General features: G+C 63.9%; 20 protein-coding genes. 8 read left to right on the top strand and 12 right to left on the bottom strand.

Annotated elements, in window-relative coordinates:
- Positions 1-238 precede the first annotated feature (238 nt).
- Both AC1DXN_RS02230 and AC1DXN_RS02225 read right to left on the bottom strand, forming a co-directional pair.
- Complete coding sequence (locus tag AC1DXN_RS02230; protein ID WP_477271767.1) at positions 239-934, bottom strand: ribonuclease HII; 696 nt, start codon at positions 932-934, stop codon at positions 239-241.
- A 152-nt stretch (positions 935-1,086) separates the two neighbouring features.
- Positions 1,087-2,241, bottom strand: coding sequence for a PA0069 family radical SAM protein (locus AC1DXN_RS02225; RefSeq protein WP_477271769.1), 1,155 nt, complete (start codon positions 2,239-2,241; stop codon positions 1,087-1,089).
- A gap of 150 nt (positions 2,242-2,391) precedes the next feature.
- On the opposite strand from AC1DXN_RS02225, the gene AC1DXN_RS02220 reads away from it, so the two are divergent.
- Both AC1DXN_RS02220 and AC1DXN_RS02215 read left to right on the top strand, forming a co-directional pair.
- Positions 2,392-2,895, top strand: a complete 504-nt coding sequence (locus AC1DXN_RS02220; RefSeq protein WP_477271771.1) for a glycosyltransferase — start codon at positions 2,392-2,394, stop codon at positions 2,893-2,895.
- Between the two features lie 164 nt (positions 2,896-3,059).
- The gene (locus tag AC1DXN_RS02215; protein WP_477243462.1) at positions 3,060-4,034 is read left to right on the top strand and encodes a hypothetical protein; all 975 of its coding nucleotides are present in this window, start codon (positions 3,060-3,062) and stop codon (positions 4,032-4,034) included.
- Between the two features lie 9 nt (positions 4,035-4,043).
- Here AC1DXN_RS02215 and moaB read toward each other — a convergent pair whose 3' ends face one another.
- The 6 genes from moaB to AC1DXN_RS02185 all read right to left on the bottom strand — a co-directional run bounded on the left by moaB (position 4,044) and on the right by AC1DXN_RS02185 (position 7,786).
- Positions 4,044-4,595, bottom strand: coding sequence for a molybdenum cofactor biosynthesis protein B (gene moaB, locus AC1DXN_RS02210; protein ID WP_477271773.1), 552 nt, complete (start codon positions 4,593-4,595; stop codon positions 4,044-4,046).
- On the bottom strand, positions 4,582-5,475 hold the full coding sequence (locus tag AC1DXN_RS02205; RefSeq protein WP_477271775.1) for a 4-(cytidine 5'-diphospho)-2-C-methyl-D-erythritol kinase: 894 nt from the start codon (positions 5,473-5,475) through the stop codon (positions 4,582-4,584). Before AC1DXN_RS02205 ends, moaB begins: the two co-directional genes overlap by 14 nt.
- Before the next feature lie 26 nt (positions 5,476-5,501).
- On the bottom strand, positions 5,502-5,687 hold the full coding sequence (locus AC1DXN_RS02200; protein WP_477243468.1) for a hypothetical protein: 186 nt from the start codon (positions 5,685-5,687) through the stop codon (positions 5,502-5,504).
- A gap of 83 nt (positions 5,688-5,770) precedes the next feature.
- On the bottom strand, positions 5,771-6,634 hold the full coding sequence (locus AC1DXN_RS02195) for a S49 family peptidase (protein WP_477271777.1): 864 nt from the start codon (positions 6,632-6,634) through the stop codon (positions 5,771-5,773).
- Positions 6,635-6,761: 127 nt separating this feature from the next.
- Entirely contained in the window at positions 6,762-7,562 is an 801-nt protein-coding gene (locus AC1DXN_RS02190; protein ID WP_477271779.1) for a tRNA1(Val) (adenine(37)-N6)-methyltransferase, read from the bottom strand.
- Positions 7,562-7,786: a putative signal transducing protein gene (locus AC1DXN_RS02185; protein WP_477243474.1), complete on the bottom strand. Its 225-nt coding sequence runs from the start codon at positions 7,784-7,786 to the stop codon at positions 7,562-7,564. Before AC1DXN_RS02185 ends, AC1DXN_RS02190 begins: the two co-directional genes overlap by 1 nt.
- Positions 7,787-8,005: 219 nt before the next feature.
- Here AC1DXN_RS02185 and AC1DXN_RS02180 point away from each other — a divergent pair, with 219 nt between their 5' ends.
- Together AC1DXN_RS02180 and AC1DXN_RS02175 are read left to right on the top strand one after the other, a co-directional pair.
- Positions 8,006-9,022, top strand: coding sequence for a polyprenyl synthetase family protein (locus tag AC1DXN_RS02180; RefSeq protein ID WP_477271781.1), 1,017 nt, complete (start codon positions 8,006-8,008; stop codon positions 9,020-9,022).
- A gap of 230 nt (positions 9,023-9,252) precedes the next feature.
- Positions 9,253-11,028 (top strand): tetratricopeptide repeat protein, encoded by a 1,776-nt coding sequence (locus AC1DXN_RS02175; protein ID WP_477271783.1) that lies wholly within the window; start codon positions 9,253-9,255, stop codon positions 11,026-11,028.
- A gap of 51 nt (positions 11,029-11,079) precedes the next feature.
- Here AC1DXN_RS02175 and AC1DXN_RS02170 read toward each other — a convergent pair whose 3' ends face one another.
- Positions 11,080-11,541 carry an N-acetyltransferase family protein gene (locus AC1DXN_RS02170; RefSeq protein WP_477243478.1) on the bottom strand — a complete coding sequence of 154 codons (462 nt, stop codon included), beginning with the start codon at positions 11,539-11,541 and terminating at the stop codon, positions 11,080-11,082.
- Between the two features lie 229 nt (positions 11,542-11,770).
- Here AC1DXN_RS02170 and AC1DXN_RS02165 point away from each other — a divergent pair, with 229 nt between their 5' ends.
- A complete protein-coding gene (locus AC1DXN_RS02165) occupies positions 11,771-12,691 on the top strand; it encodes a glycine--tRNA ligase subunit alpha (RefSeq protein ID WP_477272417.1) in 921 nt (306 codons plus the stop codon).
- On the opposite strand, the gene AC1DXN_RS02160 is transcribed toward AC1DXN_RS02165, so the two are convergent.
- Positions 12,688-12,828: a hypothetical protein gene (locus AC1DXN_RS02160; RefSeq protein ID WP_477271785.1), complete on the bottom strand. Its 141-nt coding sequence runs from the start codon at positions 12,826-12,828 to the stop codon at positions 12,688-12,690. The genes AC1DXN_RS02165 and AC1DXN_RS02160 overlap by 4 nt on opposite strands.
- Before the next feature lie 223 nt (positions 12,829-13,051).
- On the opposite strand from AC1DXN_RS02160, the gene glyS reads away from it, so the two are divergent.
- The gene (glyS, locus tag AC1DXN_RS02155) at positions 13,052-15,583 is read left to right on the top strand and encodes a glycine--tRNA ligase subunit beta (protein ID WP_477271787.1); all 2,532 of its coding nucleotides are present in this window, start codon (positions 13,052-13,054) and stop codon (positions 15,581-15,583) included.
- Between the two features lie 109 nt (positions 15,584-15,692).
- Positions 15,693-15,977, top strand: a complete 285-nt coding sequence (locus AC1DXN_RS02150) for an ATPase (protein ID WP_477271789.1) — start codon at positions 15,693-15,695, stop codon at positions 15,975-15,977.
- Positions 15,978-16,066: 89 nt separating this feature from the next.
- Here AC1DXN_RS02150 and AC1DXN_RS02145 read toward each other — a convergent pair whose 3' ends face one another.
- Together AC1DXN_RS02145 and AC1DXN_RS02140 are read right to left on the bottom strand one after the other, a co-directional pair.
- Positions 16,067-16,456, bottom strand: a complete 390-nt coding sequence (locus tag AC1DXN_RS02145) for a hypothetical protein (protein ID WP_477271791.1) — start codon at positions 16,454-16,456, stop codon at positions 16,067-16,069.
- Positions 16,457-16,562: 106 nt separating this feature from the next.
- Complete coding sequence (locus AC1DXN_RS02140) at positions 16,563-17,066, bottom strand: hypothetical protein (RefSeq protein ID WP_477271793.1); 504 nt, start codon at positions 17,064-17,066, stop codon at positions 16,563-16,565.
- 159 nt (positions 17,067-17,225) lie between these two features.
- Here AC1DXN_RS02140 and AC1DXN_RS02135 point away from each other — a divergent pair, with 159 nt between their 5' ends.
- Positions 17,226-18,200, top strand: a complete 975-nt coding sequence (locus AC1DXN_RS02135) for an L-threonylcarbamoyladenylate synthase (RefSeq protein ID WP_477271795.1) — start codon at positions 17,226-17,228, stop codon at positions 18,198-18,200.
- Positions 18,201-18,203: the final 3 nt, after the last annotated feature.

Here is an 18,203-nt window from a genome sequence, read left to right as displayed (position 1 = left end):
TTGCAGGACGGAGCGGAACGCCGAAGCTGCCAATCTCCCCCCTCGTGGGGGAGATGCCCGGCAGGGCAGAGGGGGGCGCGAAGGATCGCCGGCGTTCTGTCCTGATGCGCAGCGCCGGCTGCTAATTCATGTAGGTATTCTGGAAAGATAAAAAGCTGACAGGGTGGCGGGGCAGCCCCCTCTGTCCTGCCGGACATCTCCCCCACGAGGGGGGAGATTAGCCGTCACCGCCGTCGGCTCAATCCAGCCCGGTGAGGCTCTCTTCTTCCACCACCTCGACCCCGCCAAGCCTGAACGGCGCAAACGACACGCGGTGCAGCCGTGCCACCGGTCCATGCGCTTCGATCGCCGTGCGATGGCGGGCGGTGGCATAGCCCATATGAATCTCGAAACCGTAGCGGTCGTGGTGGCTGCCGCAGCCGCACATCATGCGGTCGCGCATCACCTTGGCGACGATCGAAGCGGCGGCGATCGACTGCGAGCGCTGGTCGCCCTTGATCAGCGCGCGCCCGAGGCAAGGCAGGCCGGGCGGCACGTCGCGGCCGTCGGCCAGCGCCAGTTTTGCCTGTATGGGCAGGCCGACCAGCGCGCGCCGCATCGCCTCTAAACTGGCCTTGAGAATATTGCTGCCGTCGATGCCTTCCGCGCTGATCGAGGCCATCGACACACCGAAGGCGGAGCCGAGGATTTTGAGAAACAGCGCCTCGCGCTGCAGATGGTTCAGCCGCTTGGAATCATCGAGCCCTTCGGGAATGTTGGCGGGATCGAGCACCACCGCCGCCGCCACCACCGGCCCTGCGAGCGGACCGCGGCCGGCCTCGTCCATCCCCGCCACCGGCCACAGGCCTTCAGCCATCGCCTTCGTCTCGAAGGAGAAGTCGGGCTTCTCGACGATTTCGAAAAGAAGCGGAGAATCGGAACGCGCGCGAGCCATGTTGCGGCGAGGTTCGCATCGGCTCCGATTCTCCGCAAGTCCCTCCAGGGTCAGGTGGGGCAAGACCGGGAGGGCACCGTCTGCAGGCCGGGGGACAGGCCGGACGGGATTTCTTCATCTGCCCGCCGGCAACGGCAGACAGATGATAATTTTCAAAGCAGCATCAACTGCTCGGTTGCGTTGGCTGCGGCGACGAACTGGTCGGTCCGCAGCGTGCGCCGCTCGGCATTGAGGCCGAGCCGCTTGGCGGTGATCTCAAATCGCCGGCCGATCTGCCAGGCATAGGGGCCAGCACCTTTCATGCGCTTGCCCCACTCCGAATCGTAATCCTTGCCGTCGCGCATCGAACGGATCAGCGACATCACGTGGCGATAGCGGTCGGGATAGTGGCGCAGCAGCCAGTCCTTGAAGATCGGGCTGACCTCCAGCGGCAGGCGCAGCACGACATAGCCGGCCTCGCGGGCGCCGGCAGCGCGTGCCGAATCGAGGATGCGCTCCATCTCCTGGTCGGTCAGGCCGGGGATGATCGGCGCCACCATCACCGAAGCCGGAATGCCGGCGTCCGAAAGCTGCCTGATCGCCTCCAGCCGCTTGGTCGGCGTCGAGGCGCGTGGCTCCATCGTTCTGGCCAGCATGCGGTCGAGCGTCGTCACCGACAGCGCCACCTTGGCCAGCCCCCGCTCGGCCATGCGCGACAGGATGTCGATGTCGCGCGTCACCAAGGCGGATTTGGTGACGATGCCGACCGGATGGCCGCGCGCTTCCAGCACTTCGAGGATCTCGCGCATGATCCGGTACTGCTTTTCGATCGGCTGGTAGGGATCGGTGTTGGTGCCGATGGCAATGGTGCGCGGCTGGTAGCCGTCCTTCGACAGTTCCTTGTCGAGCAACCGTGCCGCATCCGGCTTGGCGAACAGCTTCGATTCGAAATCCAGTCCCGGCGACAGCCCCATGAAGCTGTGCGTCGGCCGCGCGAAGCAGTAGACGCAGCCATGCTCGCAGCCGCGATAGGGATTGATCGAGCGGTCGAAGGAAATGTCGGGCGATTCGTTGCGGGTGATGATGGTGCGCGGCTTCTCGACCTGCACCTCGGTCTTGAAAGGCGGTAGTTCCTCAAGCGAATTCCAGCCGTCGTCGAAGACATGCCGGCTGACCGGCTCGAAGCGGCCGGACGGATTGATGCCGGCCGAGCGGCCGCGATTGCGGTCCGGGCGGACGCGCATGCCGCTCTGCTCGATCATCGCATTGGCCATCTCGGCTCTTCCTGCCCCGAAGGCTGCAATGTCCGCACGCACGATATGTTCCATTTTTGCCCTCTCCCAGGGACTGTCGGTCGGCTGTCGAATCGCTCTGTTCATGAAACTATTCCTATTTTGTCGATGAGAACAAAGCAAGAACTTTTTATGCCGCGATGCGAAAACTGGCGCGGAGCGCAGCTTTCCGCTATGCGGCTAACCATGCTCACCGTCCTGATCGAAACCCTTGATGATGAAGAGGGCCTTGCCCGCACGCTCGCCTCGCTTATCGGCGGCGCGGTCGAGGGCGTGGTGCGCGATGTCATCGTCTGCGACACCGGTTCCACCGACCAGACGCACCGCGTCGCCGAACATGCCGGCTGCCACTATGTCAGCGGCGGCATTGCGGCCGGCATCAGGCAGGCGAAAGGCGAGTGGCTGCTGTTGCTGGAACCGGGCGCGCGGCTGGCGGAAGGCTGGATCGACGAAGTCGTCGCCCACACGGCCAAGCAGACCATGCCGGCGCGGTTCTCACGCGCCCGCGGCAGCCGCACGCCGTTCCTGTCGCGAATCTTTTCGGGAAACCGGGCGCTCGCCGAAGGTCTGGTGATCAGCAAGCGACAGGCCACCGCCCTGTCGAAAAACGCGCGCAGCGCCGAGGCCATCGCGCGCGGCCTTGCGACCAAACGGCTCAATGCCGACATCTGGGTGGCGCCGGCGAAGTGAGGGCCTGCGCCTCCTCCAGATTTTGCAGGGCACACATTATTGTGCATTGCACAAAATATGACGTGAGGCTAACATTTCATCGATGCGGGACATCAGGGTTTGGGTAATGCCGGAGCGGTGAGCATCGACGCTGCGTCAGTGCCGCGTTCATACCCGAGGACCCGATGACCTTTACAAGCCCTGACAAATCCGGCGCCGCCAGCCTTGAGGCAATTGCGCGAAACGGCAGCCTGTTGCGCCGTATTGCAGCGCGTATTCCGACCTATCTGACCGATCTTCGCGAGAACCCGGCCTGGCTGCCGATGTTCATGCTGGCCCGCACCATGCCGGGGCGGCGCCTGCACTGGCTTGGCGCCAAAGCGGCCAAGCCGGCAGGCGAGGCAGGGGATACGATGTTTACCGGCGTCGACCGCACCGCCGTCGTCAACGCGCTGAAATCGGATGGGTTGTTTTCCGGGTTTGTCCTGCCGCAGGCGATCCATGAGGAAATCACCAGCTTTGCGCAGCGCACGCCTTGCTTCGGCAATTTCGACCGCCGCCTCGAGTTCTTGGCCGACGATCATGCCGAGGCTGAAAAGCGTTTTGGCCGCTCCTTGCTCAGCGGCCACTTTTTCGAGCGCATCCTGGACTGCGACGCAGCTCTTGCAATCCAGCGCGATCCGCTGCTTCTCGACATTGCCGCGAACTATCTCGGCGGCCAGGCAAAACTGATCACCACGCGCGTCTGGTGGAGCTTTCCGACCGGGGCTGCCTCGGACGCCGACAAGAACCTGGCGTCGCTCGGCAAATACCATTTCGATCTCGACGACTGGCGGATGCTGAAATTCTTCTTCTATCTGAAGCCCGTCGATGCCGGCACCGGTCCGCATGTCTATGTCAGGGGCAGCCACAAGCGCCGCGCCCTGAAGCATCAGCTGACGCTGCTCGTCGGCCATCCGGCGCAAGACGTGCTCGGCGTCTATGGCGACGAGAGCCCGGTGACGCTGACCGGCGAGGCCGGTCTCGGCTTTGTCGAGGACCCGTTCGGTTTCCACATGGGCACCGTGCCGACGCGCACGCCGCGGCTGATGATGGAGGTCGGCTTTGGCGTTTCACCGCCCTCGCGCCGGCGTTTTCATGGCGAACCGGTCATTCGCTGATCCGGGCTCTTATCCGCTCTTGCCGCGCCGCAGATGCTCGTCCAGGCGCGGCATGATCTCGACGAAGTTGCAAGGCATGTGCCGGTAGTCGAGCTGCGGCTTCAAAATGCCGTCCCAGGCATCCTTGCAGGCGCCGGGCGAGCCTGGCAGCACGAAGACGAAGGTGGCGTTGACGACGCCGCCGGTCGCCCGGCTCTGGATCGTCGAGGTGCCGATCTTGTCGTAGGAAATGCGGTGAAACACTTCGGAAAAGCCATCCATGCGCTTTTCGAAGATCGGCTCCAGCGCTTCCGGCGTCACGTCGCGGCCGGTAAAGCCGGTGCCGCCGGTGGTGATCACCACATCGATATCCCTGTCCCGCGACCAGGCTAAAACCGTGTCGCGGATCTTGTCGCGGTCGTCGGTGACGATGTCGCGGGCGGCCAGGATATGGCCGGCCTCGGCGATGCGATCGGCCAGCGTCTGGCCGGATTTGTCGTCGGCAAGGCTGCGCGTATCGGAAACCGTCAGCACCGCGATGCGCACCGGAACAAAGGCGCGGCTTTCGTCAATTCTGCCCATCAGCTCCCTCCGATGCGATGCTGCGCGTCGCGGCGACAAACCAGTCCGGTTCGCGGCTGCGGATTTCGGCCGCCGCGCGTTTGGCCACATTGCCGGTCTCGAACAGTCCGAAGCAGGTTGCGCCGGAACCCGACATCCGCGAGAACCCCGATCCGGCTCTGTTCAGCACCGAGAGCGCCCTGCCGATAGCAGGCAGGATGGCGCTGGCCGCCGGCTCGAGATCGTTGCGGGTGATCTCCAGCCAGTTGCGGACGCTGTGAAAATCGAACGTACGCGGCAGCGGCGGCAGCCCGTCATTGTCGCGACGGGCAAGGGCTGCGAACACCTCGGCGGTGGAGACGGCGGTGCCGGGATTGACCAGAACCAGACCGAGGGCAGGAAAATCCGGCACGATTGACAGCTCATCGCCAACGCCGCGCGCGATCAGCGGTTTTGCCGCAAGGCACATCGGAACATCGGCGCCAAGCGAGAGGCCGATCCGCGCCAGTTCGGCATCGTCGATGTCCAGGCGCCATGCCTGCGTCAGACCGCGTAGCACCGCCGCCGCATCGCTCGAGCCACCGCCGACGCCGGACGCGACCGGCAGGTTCTTTTCAAGCCGGATGACCACCGGCGGCGTGTGCTGGAGACCGGCCGCCATGCGCAGCGCGTCGCGCGCTTTCACCGCCAGATTGTCGCTGTCGAGAGGAACCGCGGATGCGTACTTGCCGGACACCGAAAACTGGTCGCTGTCGGCAAGCGTCGTCTCCACCCTGTCGCCAAAACGGGTAAACACGGCCAGGCTTTCAATCAGATGGTAGCCATCCGGCCGCCTGCCGGTGACGTGCAGCGCAAGGTTGATCTTGGCATGCGCAGGCCACGTCCGGGCGTCGGAATTCACGGTCTCAGCGGCGAGGGAGATGACGGTCAGTCCTTGGCCAGGCGGTATTCGCCGGTCTTCGGATCCTTGACCAGCGTACCCATCGTGCCGTTGGCCGCCTGCTTTTCGGTGCGCCGTATCTTGGCCGTCACGCGCTGCGCTTCCCTGACGAAGGAGCGGTATCCGACATAGGCCAGCGCGCCGACGGCGGCGAAGAAAATGATCTGTGGCATGTCAAAACTCCTCCCTCGCGAGTCCGGCAAACGCGGCCGGTGGGGTCGGTCAACCACTCATGCTAGACGTTTTCACCGGCTTTTCAAAGCCCGAAGCGTGCCCACAGCGCGCGTTCTTCCGCCGCATCGACGACGCCGGTCGCCGCGGCGGCGGCAATATCGGGCGCTGAAAAGCGCTGGCTCGAACCAAACAGGCCGAACCGGCTGAGGAAGCCGCGCGGCGTCGTGATCAGCTTAAGCTGGGTCTTGGCCCCGAAACGCGTCTTGAGCACGGTGCGCATGTCGCCCAGTGCATCGACGAGGCCGAGCTCCAGCCCCTTCTTGCCGGTCCAGAACAGGCCGGTGAACAGGTCCGGGTCGTTCTTCAGCTTGCTGCCGCGCCGGTCCTTGACCAGCTCGATGAAGGTGTCGTGAACTTCGAGCTGCAGCGCCTTCAGCCGTTCGACATCTTCCTTCTTCTCCGGCTTGAACGGGTCGAGCACCGCCTTGTTCTGGCCGGCGGTGTGGACGCGCCGCTCGACACCGATCTTCTTCATCAGCTCGGGAAAGCCGAACGAGGCCGACACCACGCCGATCGAGCCGACGATGGAGGACGGATCGGCAAAGATCTCGTCGCCGGCGACCGCAATCATATAGCCGCCCGACGCCGCCACGTCCTCGACGAACACCAGCACTTTTTTGTTCTTCTCGCTCGCCAGGTCGCGAATGCGTTTGAAGATCAGCCGCGACTGCACCGGCGAGCCGCCCGGTGAATTGATCGAGATGGCAACCGCCGGCGCGTCGAACGAAAACGCCTTTTCGATGAGACCGGCGGTCGAGGCCAGCGACAGGTTCTGCCGGAACTGGCCGCCGCCTGACATGATGGTGCCGTGCAACCGGATGACCGGAATGGTGACGACGGTGGAGCGCCAGGATTTCGGCAGCAGGCGGTTCAAAAGGCGTTTCACGAGGGCACTATCTCCGGTCAATTGCTCGAGCGCATGTAGGGATTCGCCGGCCAACGGCAATGCCGCCATGCATGTCGCCCAAAAGTGTGCAGCGGTTTTGGGGCAACGACATGCACAAAACTCAAAATCAGTCGCCGAACAGCGACGCCAGCCCGTTGTTGATCATCTCGGTCCGCTCCGATGGCCCATCGCCCGATTGTTCATGCAGCATCAGCGGCGGGCGGATCGACAGTTTGCCGCGCGCGCCGAGTGCCGCCCTGACGACGATTCGGATCGCTGCCGCCTCGGGGCGAGGATGCACTGCCAGCATCTCGGCATCGCCGAAGCGGCCTGAGATCGCTTCGAGCAGGACGCCGAGCTGCTCCGGCCGGGCGATGACGGCAAGCCCGCCGCGCGGCCTGGCAACCGCTGCCGCGCTGCGGATCCAGCTCTCGAACAGCCCGTCCTCCATGACATGCGCCTCTTTCCTCAAGCGGTCGGGCGTGGCGCGATCCTCGGCGGCGTTGAAGGGCGGGTTCATGATGACGAAATCGAAGGAATTGTCGGCAAGGCCGGCTTGCGTTCGCGCCCGGCCCGACAGCGTGACATCGGCCGTCAGCACCGAGCCGCGGTTGCCGAGATGCGCATTGCCAGGGTGGGCAAGCGTGGTTGCGGCAAAGGCCGCCATTTCAGGGGAGCGTTCGACCAGCACCACATCGGCTGCCGGACAGCGCGACAGCACCGCGAGCCCGGCAGCACCTGCACCGGCGCCGAAATCGGCAAGGCGCCCGGCGAAGGCGGATGGCACGGAAGCCGCCAGCATCATGGCGTCCATGCCGGCGCGGTGGCCTGCCTGTCGCGGCTGCACCAGCCAGAAGCGTCCGCGGTGGAAGGCGTCGACCGTGTGGGCCGGCGTATCCGGGACGGAGGCGGTTGGTGACGCGGCCATTATTTTTGACGGATCTCGTTGGCGATGCCGGCATCCGTCAGGATGCGCCGGGCCATGTCGGCCTGATCGGCGTCGACCATGATGCGCCGCGGCAGGATGCCGATCGACCCGTCGAGCACGCTCATGTTCTGGTCGGCGACGAAACAGCCGATGCCGGCGTCGCGCATCAGCGATTCGACAAAGGAGATGATCACGGCGTCGTTGGTGCGGATGAGCTCTATCATCGGATGAAACTCGCAGCTTGCAGCGTCGATGTAAACGCTGGAGCATGGTGCCGAAAAGTGTGAAGCGGTTTTCGGTCAACGCCATGCTCTCTCTCGAATATTGACACGCCGTCACCGCAACCGCGCCAATTCGCCTCTTGCCGTGCCCGTGGGTGCAGCCCTAGAGTCATGCAGGGACAAGGGCCGTCGCGCGCGTGCTATCAGACGGGAGTGATTGTAGTGGGTGTCGTTCTCAACATCGAAAATGGGAAGCGGGAAGCCGCCTCCATCAAGGATCTCATCGACCTGACGGCGGCCGACATGGGGCGCGTCAATGAGCTGATCCTGTCCAAGGCCGGCTCCGACGTCGAGATGATCCCGGAGGTTGCCAACCATTTGATCTCGTCTGGCGGCAAGCGGTTGCGGCCGATGCTGACGCTCGCCGCCGCCCAGATGTTCGGCTATTCCGGCGAGGGCCACGTCAAGCTCGCCACATCGGTTGAATTCATGCACACGGCCACGCTTTTGCATGACGACGTCGTCGACGAGAGCGGCATGCGGCGTGGCAAGAAGACCGCCCGCATGATCTGGGGCAACCAGGCGAGCGTGCTGGTCGGCGATTTCATGCTCGGCCAGGCTTTCCGCATGATGGTCGATGTCGGCTCGCTCGAGGCGCTCGACATCCTGTCCAGCGCGGCTTCCATCATCGCCGAGGGCGAGGTGATGCAGCTTGCCGCCGCCAAGAACCTCGAAACCACCGAGGATGAGCATTTTGCGGTGATCAAAGCCAAGACCGCGGCGCTGTTTTCCGCCGCTGCCGAGGTCGGCCCGGTCATCGCCTTGGCGACGCGCAACGATCGCGCGGCCCTGCGCTCCTACGGCATGAACCTCGGCCTTGCCTTCCAGCTGATCGATGACGCGCTGGATTATGGCGGCTCCAGCAAGGATCTCGGCAAGAATGTCGGCGACGATTTCCGCGAGGGCAAGGTGACGCTGCCGGTGATCCTCGCCTACCGGCGCGGCACCAAGGCCGAGCGCACCTTCTGGAAGCGCGCAATCGAGGACAATGTCACGGACGATGCCGGGCTGGAAAAGGCCATCGGCCTGATGACCCGCCATGGCGCCATTGCCGACACGATCGGCCGCGCCCGCCATTTCGGCGAGATCGCCCGCGACGCGCTGGCGCCGCTGGAGGCGACGCCGCAGAAATCGGCGCTGATCGACGTCATCGATTTCTGCATTAGCCGGGTGAACTGAGGAAGCGCTGGCTGGCGCTTCTTGCGCCAGGCCGCCTCTCAATTCGGCTTCCGGGGGCGCAATCCTGCCTAATTATGACCTCCGCGCCATGGTTTGTTAATCGGGTGACCCGATTGTGAATTTGAGGCGGATTGAAGCCTGACCCCAAAAAGGCCATGCTTTGTCGGGAAAAGATCGAGTCTACGGCGATCCCGCTGACGCGGGGCTTGCGTTTGGCTGAAAGGGATACGATGCGGCAAGGACGTGCGCGCTGGCTGACAGGGCTGGCAATTGTGACGGGCATGGCGATCTCTGGTCTGCCGGCCTATGCCAAACAGACCACCGAACCGGTCAAGATCACATCCTTTTCGGGAGCCTATCTGGCCGCGCGGATCGCCGAAGGCGACAATGACCTTGACAATGCCATCGCCTACTACAAGCAGGCGCTCGCCTTCGCTCCCGGCGACACCTCCTTGCAGCAGAGCCTGATGCTGTCGCTGATCGCGCAAGGCCGCTTCGAAGAATCCCTGGCCTATGCCGACAAGCTCAAGGAAGTTCCCGACGTCGAGCGCTTCTCGCGCCTGGCGCTGGCGGTCGATTCCTTCCACAAGAAGGATTTTACCAAGGCCCAGTACTGGCTCAAGCTGTCGCTCGAATCCGATCTCGACCGGCTCATCTCCGGTGTCATGTCCGGTTGGGCGCAGCAAGGCGCCGGCGACGCCACCGAAGCGATGGCCTCCGTCGACAAGCTCCAAGGCCCGGACTGGTTCGGCCTGTTCAAATCCTTCCATCGCGCGCTGATTGCCGACGCCTCGGGCCAGTCCGAAAAAGCCGATGCGATCTACGCCGCGACCTTGGCCGACACCACCGCCGGTGGCGCTTCGCCCGAAACCTGGATGCGCAATGCACAGGCTTACGCTTCTTTCTTCGCCCGCAAGGGCGACAAGGACAAGGCGCTGTCGGTGCTCGACCAGGCCGAGGCGTTTTCGCCGGGCAAGCTGGAAATAACGGCGCTGCGCGACAAGATCGGCAAGGGCGAGAAGATCGAGCCTTTCGTTGCCGGCCCGTCGGACGGCGCCTCGGAAATCCTGCTTGACCTCGCCACCGCGCTCAATCGCGGCGGCGGCGAGCCTTTCGTCCGCCTCTATCTGCAATACGCCTTGGCGCTGAAGCCCGAGAGCGACGCGGCACTTGTGCAGCTCGCCGCCGTCTCCGAGCAGCTGAAGGACGGCGAGGGCGCCATCGCGCTCTACCGCCGTATCCCTGACTCTTCGCCGCTGAAGGAGCTTTCGGACCTGCAACTCGGCCTCAACCTTGCCGATCTCGACCGCCATGACGAGGCGATCGCCCATCTGAAGGCGTTCGTCGCCGCTCATCCCGACGACATGCGCGCCTATCTGGCGCTCGGCGGTGTCTATTCCTCGAAGGACGATTTCCGCTCGGCCGCCGACCTCTACGACAAGGCGGTCGCGGTGCTGAAGACCCCGAATGCGGCCAACTGGAACGTCTACTACCAGCGCGGCATCGCCTATGAGCGGCTGAAGGAATGGCCGAAGGCCGAGCCGAATTTCCGCAAGGCGCTGGAACTGTTGCCCGACCAGCCGCAGGTTCTCAACTATCTCGGCTATTCCTGGGTCGACATGAACATGAACCTCAAGGAAGGCCTGGCGATGATCCAGAAGGCCGTCGACCTGCGACCGAGCGATGGCTACATCGTCGATTCGCTGGGCTGGGCCTATTTCCGCATGGGCCGGTTCGACGACGCCGTGCGCGAAATGGAGCGCGCCGTGTCGCTGAAGCCGGAAGATCCGGTGCTGAACGACCATCTCGGCGACGCTTACTGGCGCGTCGGCCGCAAGCTGGAAGCCACCTTCCAGTGGAACCAGGCCCGCGACCTGAAGCCGGACCCCGATGTGCTCGCCACCTTGCAGCAGAAGCTCTTGAAGGGCCTGCCGCCGATCGTATCCAACACGGCGCAGGAAACCCCGAAGGTCAAGCCCGAGCCGGCGACGGCTCCGAAGGGCTGAGCCCCCATCTCGATTTAACAAGACGGGGCCGATATCGGCCCCGTTTTTGTGTCAGAACAGCTTTCGGTAGACGACGAACCCTGAGCGGTCACCGATCTTGTCGTAGAGCTTCATCGCCGTGTGGTTGGTCTCATGAGTCAGCCAGTAGACCCGGCCTGAACCTGCGGCTTTGGCAAGGTCGTAGACGCCATTGATGAGGGCCCTGCCGACGCCCTTGCCACGCGAAGCCTCTGACGTGAAAAGATCCTGCAGATAGCAGTTCGGCGCGATCGCCGTGGTGCTGCGGTGATAGAGGTAGTGCACGAGGCCGAGCAACTGCCCGCCGCTCTCGGCAACCAGCGCATGCACCGGCTCATAGGCATCGAAAAACCGCGACCATGTCATCTCGGTGATTTCGCGCGGCAGGGCCGTCTCGCCCGAGCGGCCGTAAAAGGCATTGTAGCCGTCCCACAGCGGCAGCCATTGCTCGAAATCCTGTCGCGTGACGGGGCGGACGGTGATTGGGCTGGACATTGCTGGACCTGCTGTCGTTGACACTGGCGATGCGAGCGTCGAACAGACCGCAGGCTGCCATGGCCGGCAATGGGCCAGCCGCCCGCAAAGCTTTCAACGTGCCCTTTGCACCGTCGCAGCGATCCCATGCCGGCATGCCTTGCCTTGACGCTTGCCGGCCAGGCATCTAGGGAATGCCGCATTCCGCCGCTCCGTCGAGGCCGCCGTGACCGTCAATATTCCCGCCCACATGCATCCCAGCCGCTCCTTCCAGGGGCTGATCCTGACCTTGCACAATTACTGGGCGGACTATGGTTGCGTTATCCTGCAGCCCTACGACATGGAAGTCGGCGCCGGCACATTTCATCCGGCGACGACGCTGCGCGCGCTCGGGCCAAAACACTGGAACGCCGCCTATGTGCAGCCCTCGCGCCGGCCCAAGGACGGGCGCTATGGCGAGAACCCGAACCGGCTGCAGCATTATTACCAGTACCAGGTGATCCTGAAGCCCAATCCGCCCAATCTGCAGGAGCTCTATCTCGGCTCGCTCAAGGCAATCGGCGTCGATCCGCTGCTGCACGACATCCGCTTCGTCGAGGACGACTGGGCAAGCCCCACGCTGGGCGCCTGGGGGCTGGGCTGGGAGTGCTGGTGCGACGGCATGGAAGTGTCGCAGTTCACCTATTTCCAGCAGGTCTGCGGCATCGAATGCGCGCCGGTGGCGGGTGAGCTGACCTATGGGCTGGAGCGGCTGGCCATGTATGTGCAAGGCGTCGACAATGTCTACGATCTTAACTTCAACGGCCGCGAAGGCACCGACAAGGTGACCTATGGCGACGTCTTCCTGCAGGCCGAGCAGGAATATTCGCGCCACAATTTCGAATTCGCCAACACCGCGATGCTGCTGCGCCATTTCGAAGACGCCGAAGCCGAGTGCAAGGCGCTGCTCGATGCCGGCGCGCCGGCTTCGAACGACAATCTGCCGATGCACAGGATGGTCTTCCCGGCCTACGACCAGTGCATCAAGGCCAGCCATGTCTTCAACTTGCTCGACGCGCGCGGCGTGATCTCCGTCACCGAACGGCAGAGCTACATCTTGCGGGTGCGCAATCTGGCGAAAGCCTGCGGCGAGGCATTTCTGCTGACGCAGGCAGGTGGCCTGGCCGCCTAGATCCTTGTTGAGAGGGTAAAGGCGTCCATCGTTTGCAAGGCGCGGCGAACGCCCGGCATCGCGAACGCGCCATGAACCTGCGCTGTGAAGCAGGCGCTGAGCGCGAGTATCTGCAGCAATGTCGATATCGTCTTCATGATCGTTCAGCCAATAGTTCTCTGCCTGAGCGTGTGTCGCTTCAGCGCTGCGTTCGGTTCATGGAAATCTTTGATCCAAGGACGAGCCGGTCGGCGGCGTCCCGACAGATCATGGAAAATTTCCGGAAATCGGCGGAAGCCGACGATCGCTGCGCGGAAAGGGTGACAGCGGCCAGCCGAGTTGCTATGCCCCGCCCGGACCACCTCCCGCATGAGCTGACCGATGCCCGACCTGCTTCTAGAACTTCGCTCCGAGGAAATTCCTGCCCGCATGCAGCGCAAGGCGGCGGGTGACCTCAGGAAGATGCTGACCGACGGTCTGGTCGAGGCCGGGCTGACCTATGACGCCGCGCGCGAATACTGGACGCCGCGGCGCCTCACGCTCGATATCAGGGGCCTGACCGCGCGTTCGAAGGACATTCACGAGGAGATCAAGGGACCCTCGACGACGGCGCCCGAACAGGCGGTCCAGGGTTTCCTGCGCAAGGCCGGGCTGGCCTCGATTGCCGAGGCGCATGTTCATTCCGATCCGAAGAAGGGCGACTTCTATGTCGCCCACATTTCGAAGCCGGGCAGGGTGGCGGAAGCAATCATTGCCGAACTGGTGCCGGGCGTCATCCGCAGCTTCCCATGGCCGACATCGATGCGCTGGGGGCCGGCTTCGGCAAAGCCCGGCTCCTTGCGCTGGGTGCGGCCGCTGCAGTCGATCCTGTGCACTTTTGGCCCCGAGACCGAAGAACCGGTGGTGGTCGATTTCGAGATCGACGGCATCCGCGCGGGCAATGTCACCTACGGCCACCGCTTTCATGCGCCGGATGCCATCACCGTGCGCCGCTTCGATGACTATGTGACCAAGCTGGAGGCGGCGAAGGTCGTGCTCGATGGCGACCGGCGCAAGGAAATCATCCTTGCCGATGCCAGGAACCTCGCCTTCGCCAACGGGCTCGACCTGGTCGAGGACGAGGGGCTGCTGGAGGAAGTGTCAGGCCTGGTCGAATGGCCGGTCGTGCTGATGGGCGAGTTCGAGCAGGATTTTCTCGCCATTCCGGCCGAGGTGATCCGGCTGACCATCCGCGCCAACCAGAAGTGTTTTGTGACGCGGCCACAAGGCACCAGCGAAGGCCTTTCCAACCGCTTCATCCTGACAGCCAACATCGAGGCTAGGGATGGCGGCAAGGAGATCGCGCACGGCAACGGCAAGGTGGTGCGCGCCCGCCTGTCCGATGCGCTGTATTTCTGGAAGACCGACCAGGGCAACGTGCCTGATCTCGACCAGTTGCAGGCGTCGGCGGCAAAATTCGGCCTCAATCTGAACAAGCCGCTCGACCAGCGCATGGCCCGCCTCGACCATCTCGGCGTCACCTTCCACGCCAAGCTCGGCACCCAGGGCGAGCGGGTGGAGCGGATTGCCCGGCTTGCTGAAGAATTGGCGCCGATCGTGGCGAAGTCGCTCTCCCCCCTCGAGGGGGAGATGGCCGGCAGGCCAGAGGGGGTTGCCGCGCGTGAAGCGCCGACGTCTTCTGTCCGCGAGAAGGAGTCGCACCCTGTCGTGCCGACCCCCTCCGTCGCCTTCGGCGACATATCCCCCTCGAGGGGGGAGATTCCCGCACTCGCCAAGCGGGCCGCTGTGCTGGCGAAGGCCGACCTCACCACCGAAGTGGTGGGCGAGTTTCCGGAATTGCAGGGCGCCATGGGCCGCAAATATGCGCTGCTCCAGGGCGAGCACGCGTCCGTCGCCGCGGCGATCGAGGAGCACTACAAACCGCAAGGTCCGTCCGACCGTGTGCCGACCGATCCGGTCTCGATTGCCGTGGCGCTCGCCGACAAGCTCGACACGCTGGTCGGTTTCTGGGCCATCGACGAAAAGCCGACGGGGTCAAAGGATCCTTACGCGCTACGAAGGGCGGCGCTGGGGGTGGTCAGGATCGTGCTCGAAAACAGGATCAAGCTTTCCTTTGGCGTTGCCATTGCAGCGACGGTTTCATCGGCGCTCGCGGCATATGAACGTCTGGGTGAGGGCGCCGAAAGCCGAGGCGTGGTGGCCATGCTGGATACTCGTATTCACGAGTACAGAGGCACGAGCCGTCTCTTACCGGAAGCAGGTCTTGTCGCTGAACTGGTGAAGAACGGCCTCGAGAAGGCAATTGCCGAAACCTTTGGCGCTTCCGATCCAGAGCGAGAATTCTTCGATGGCCAGCGCGTAATGGAGCTGGAAGCCTCCTTGGTCCCATTCATTGGCGACCTCCTCGCCTTCTTCCATGACCGCCTCAAAGTCTACCTCCGCGACCAGGGTGCGCGGCATGATCTGATCGACGCCGTCATCACGCCGCAGTCTGACGACCTCTTGCAGATCGTCAGCCGGGTCGAAGCGCTGGGCTCCTTCCTCGATACCGAGGATGGCAGGAACCTGCTCGCCGGCACCAAGCGCGCGGCCAACATTCTGGCCGCCGAGGAGAAGAAGAAAACGGCGATTGCAAGCGCTGTCGAGCCGGCGCTGTTTCGTGAGGATGCCGAGAAATCGCTGTTTGCGGCGGTGAATCAGGCTGAGAAGCAAGCCGGCGAAGCGATTCAGAATGAAGACTTTTCCGGCGCCATGCTGGCACTTAGCGTGTTGCGTGAACCGGTTGATTCATTCTTTGAGCAAGTGCTCGTAAATGACGAGGACCAGTCCGTGCGCGCCAACCGCCTGGCGCTGCTCGCTCGCATCCGCGCGGCGACGGATCAAGTCGCGGATTTCTCCAGGATCGCCGGCTAACACGCTCGAAAAAATTCTGCCGGCCGGGCGTTCGAGCCGGCTTACAGTCATATGACGATGATCTCTCCGTGGCAAAAGGGACATGTTCCCCAACCCCACGGAGGCTTCCATGAATTCCGCGCACGAAATCGAAGTGACAGAAGAAACCTCGGGCGACACCGAGGCGCTTGTATCCGCTTCCGAAACGACCCTCGATCAAACCGCTGCCGCTGCGATCGAAGCTGCCGATCTGTCGGATGACGATGAGGATGGCGACGACGAAGACGGCGAAGATACCGACGAGGAGGACGACAAGGCTGCCGTCCTCTCAGGCGACGACGAGGACGAAGACGACGACGCTGACGAGAAGGACGAGTCCGACGAGGCCGCCGACGACAAGGATGAAGCCGCCTGAGATTTCTCGATCGACTGCAGTGACGAAACAGGGCGGCCTATGAGCCGCCCTGTTCTTTCAGTCCTCAGTCTTCCCGGACGCTGACGAAGTCAATCCTCCAGAATGCTGACGTGCACGCTTTCTTCGTAGACGTCGACCTGGATCAGCGGCTCGCCATTGACGATGGCACGTTTGGTCGAGGAACTCATCGCGCCGCCGCGCTGCAGCATGCGCTGCAGATTTGCGCGGTCGTCATTGCTGCTGAACCAGTCGTCACCTTGATCATCGGCGTCGCGCCGGTGAAACTTGTGCCAGTTGGCGCGGTCCTGCCGCACCATCTGCGCGGCACTGTCCAATTCGTAGCCATCGCTGGCATGGTGGTCCCGGTCGGAAATACGCGCGACATAGGACCCCAGCATGTCATTGGCACGGGCCGCTCCCGTGCCCAGCAATGATGCCAGCAACAGGCCGGCGACGGTAAATGATCTTGCCTTGTTCATGATAACCCCCCTTGTCCCGAGCCGGGAAACCCGGCGTGGCGCTATGGCATGATGGTGCGCCAGCTGGCGGATCGGCGTCAAGCCGAATGCCCCAGGGGATTTGACCCTACATGGCTTTCCCGACGCCAGGCATCGATGTCGGCTGCGGCGCCGCCGCCGGCTTGGGCTGCGGCTGGGGCTGTGGGGTCCCGTTCGACGCGCTCGCCGTCGCCGCGGGCTTGGTGTCAGCTGCGGATTTGGTGTCGGCCGCAGGTTTGGCGCCGGCTGCCGGCGTGGCTGATGTCGCGGCCTTGGCCGGTGCCGCGGGCAATGCGGAGGCGCCGCCGACGACGCCGCCACGAATGACCATCGGAGGTTCCATGGAGCCGGATTTGTGTTCGCCCGGGATCGCCGCGACCTTTTCATAGGTGACATCGGGCTCAGGCTCGCCGAGCGCCACGATCGATGGCGTGGTGGAGGCAGCGACCTTCACTGGTTCGGGCGAGCCAAGCCTGACCACGGACGGCGTCGACGTCGATGCGCCGAGAACGAGAATTGAAGAGGCCTGCGCCCCGCCGGTCATCGCCGCCAGGCTGAAACTCAGCGCTCCGAGGATACGCACCGATACCATGATATTCCCCTTGCCTATCAAGCCCGCACCATAGCGTCAGGGAATTGATGCCGGCTTGCGAGGAAACATAGCATTTTAGGGATTGATAATTCGCCAACGCCCGGACTTGCCCCATAAGCGCCACCGTACTACGCACCCGGCATCTGCGAGGTGATGACAGTGGCTGAGATAGTTGCCGCCGGCGAGGCGATGGAGCGCGCGCTGGCGTTGCTCGAAGGTGGCGACGTCGTCGCCATCCCGACCGAAACGGTCTATGGGCTGGCCGGCGATGCGACCAATGGCATCGGCGTGGCGCGCATTTTCGAGGCCAAGGGCCGCCCGCGCTTCAATCCGCTGATTGCCCATGTCGCTGATCTGGCGATGGCCGAGCGCGTTGCGCTGTTCGATCCGCTGTCGAAAAGGCTGGCGCAGGCCTTCTGGCCCGGGCCACTGACGCTGGTGCTGCCGCAGCGGCCCGGCAACGGCATCCATCCGCTGGTCACCGCCGGGCTGGACACGATTGCACTGCGCATGCCGAAAGGCTTTGGCGGCGACCTGATCGCCAGGCTTGGCCGTCCGCTGGCGGCGCCCAGCGCCAATTCCTCGGGAAAAATCAGTGCCACGACGGCTGAGGCCGTGGCCGCAGATCTCGGTGCCAGGATCAAGCTGGTGGTCGATGGCGGCGCGACGCCGGTCGGTCTGGAATCGACCATCGTCAAGGTCGAAGGCGCGACGCTGCGGCTGCTGCGGCCGGGCGGCATCGCTGCCGAGGAGATCGAGGCGATCGCGGGGACAAAACTGCTGCGCGGCGCGACAGCGGGCATCGAGGCGCCCGGCATGCTGGCCTCGCATTATGCGCCGGGTGCCGCGGTGCGGCTCAATGCCGAAAAAATCGCCGAGGGCGAGGCTCTGCTGGCCTTTGGTGGCCACCGTGCCGGAGGCTGGCAAGGCGCGGCTGCCTTGCGCAACCTGTCCGTATCAGGCGATTTGCGCGAAGCCGCCAGCAATCTCTTCGCACAGCTTCAGGAGCTCGACCGCAGCGGCGCGACGAGCATTGCCGTCGAGCCGATCCCGTTCGACGGCTTGGGCGAAGCGATCAACGACCGGCTTGCGCGCGCCGCCGCCCCGCGTGACATCTCCGCATCCGAGACATAGCTT

The organism is Mesorhizobium sp. P2_H9, assembly GCF_056403215.1.
The sequence above is the reverse complement of the archived record's forward strand: the minus strand, read 5'-3'. Positions and strand labels throughout refer to the sequence as shown.

Bases quoted from the DNA above. Each gene is read 5' to 3' on its own strand.
- AC1DXN_RS02225 (WP_477271769.1), bottom strand. From the start codon at position 2,241: ATGGAACATATCGTGCGTGCGGACATTGCAGCCTTCGGGGCAGGAAGA.
- moaB (WP_477271773.1), bottom strand. From the start codon at position 4,595: ATGGGCAGAATTGACGAAAGCCGCGCCTTTGTTCCGGTGCGCATCGCG.
- AC1DXN_RS02160 (WP_477271785.1), bottom strand. From the start codon at position 12,828: ATGAAGACGATATCGACATTGCTGCAGATACTCGCGCTCAGCGCCTGC.
- AC1DXN_RS02215 (WP_477243462.1), top strand. From the start codon at position 3,060: ATGACCTTTACAAGCCCTGACAAATCCGGCGCCGCCAGCCTTGAGGCA.
- AC1DXN_RS02230 (WP_477271767.1), bottom strand. From the start codon at position 934: ATGGCTCGCGCGCGTTCCGATTCTCCGCTTCTTTTCGAAATCGTCGAG.
- AC1DXN_RS02170 (WP_477243478.1), bottom strand. From the start codon at position 11,541: ATGTCCAGCCCAATCACCGTCCGCCCCGTCACGCGACAGGATTTCGAG.
- AC1DXN_RS02140 (WP_477271793.1), bottom strand. From the start codon at position 17,066: ATGGTATCGGTGCGTATCCTCGGAGCGCTGAGTTTCAGCCTGGCGGCG.
- AC1DXN_RS02165 (WP_477272417.1), top strand. From the start codon at position 11,771: ATGCATCCCAGCCGCTCCTTCCAGGGGCTGATCCTGACCTTGCACAAT.
- AC1DXN_RS02150 (WP_477271789.1), top strand. From the start codon at position 15,693: ATGAATTCCGCGCACGAAATCGAAGTGACAGAAGAAACCTCGGGCGAC.
- AC1DXN_RS02185 (WP_477243474.1), bottom strand. From the start codon at position 7,786: ATGATAGAGCTCATCCGCACCAACGACGCCGTGATCATCTCCTTTGTC.
- AC1DXN_RS02200 (WP_477243468.1), bottom strand. From the start codon at position 5,687: ATGCCACAGATCATTTTCTTCGCCGCCGTCGGCGCGCTGGCCTATGTC.
- AC1DXN_RS02145 (WP_477271791.1), bottom strand. From the start codon at position 16,456: ATGAACAAGGCAAGATCATTTACCGTCGCCGGCCTGTTGCTGGCATCA.
- AC1DXN_RS02220 (WP_477271771.1), top strand. From the start codon at position 2,392: ATGCTCACCGTCCTGATCGAAACCCTTGATGATGAAGAGGGCCTTGCC.
- AC1DXN_RS02190 (WP_477271779.1), bottom strand. From the start codon at position 7,562: ATGGCCGCGTCACCAACCGCCTCCGTCCCGGATACGCCGGCCCACACG.
- AC1DXN_RS02175 (WP_477271783.1), top strand. From the start codon at position 9,253: ATGCGGCAAGGACGTGCGCGCTGGCTGACAGGGCTGGCAATTGTGACG.
- glyS (WP_477271787.1), top strand. From the start codon at position 13,052: ATGCCCGACCTGCTTCTAGAACTTCGCTCCGAGGAAATTCCTGCCCGC.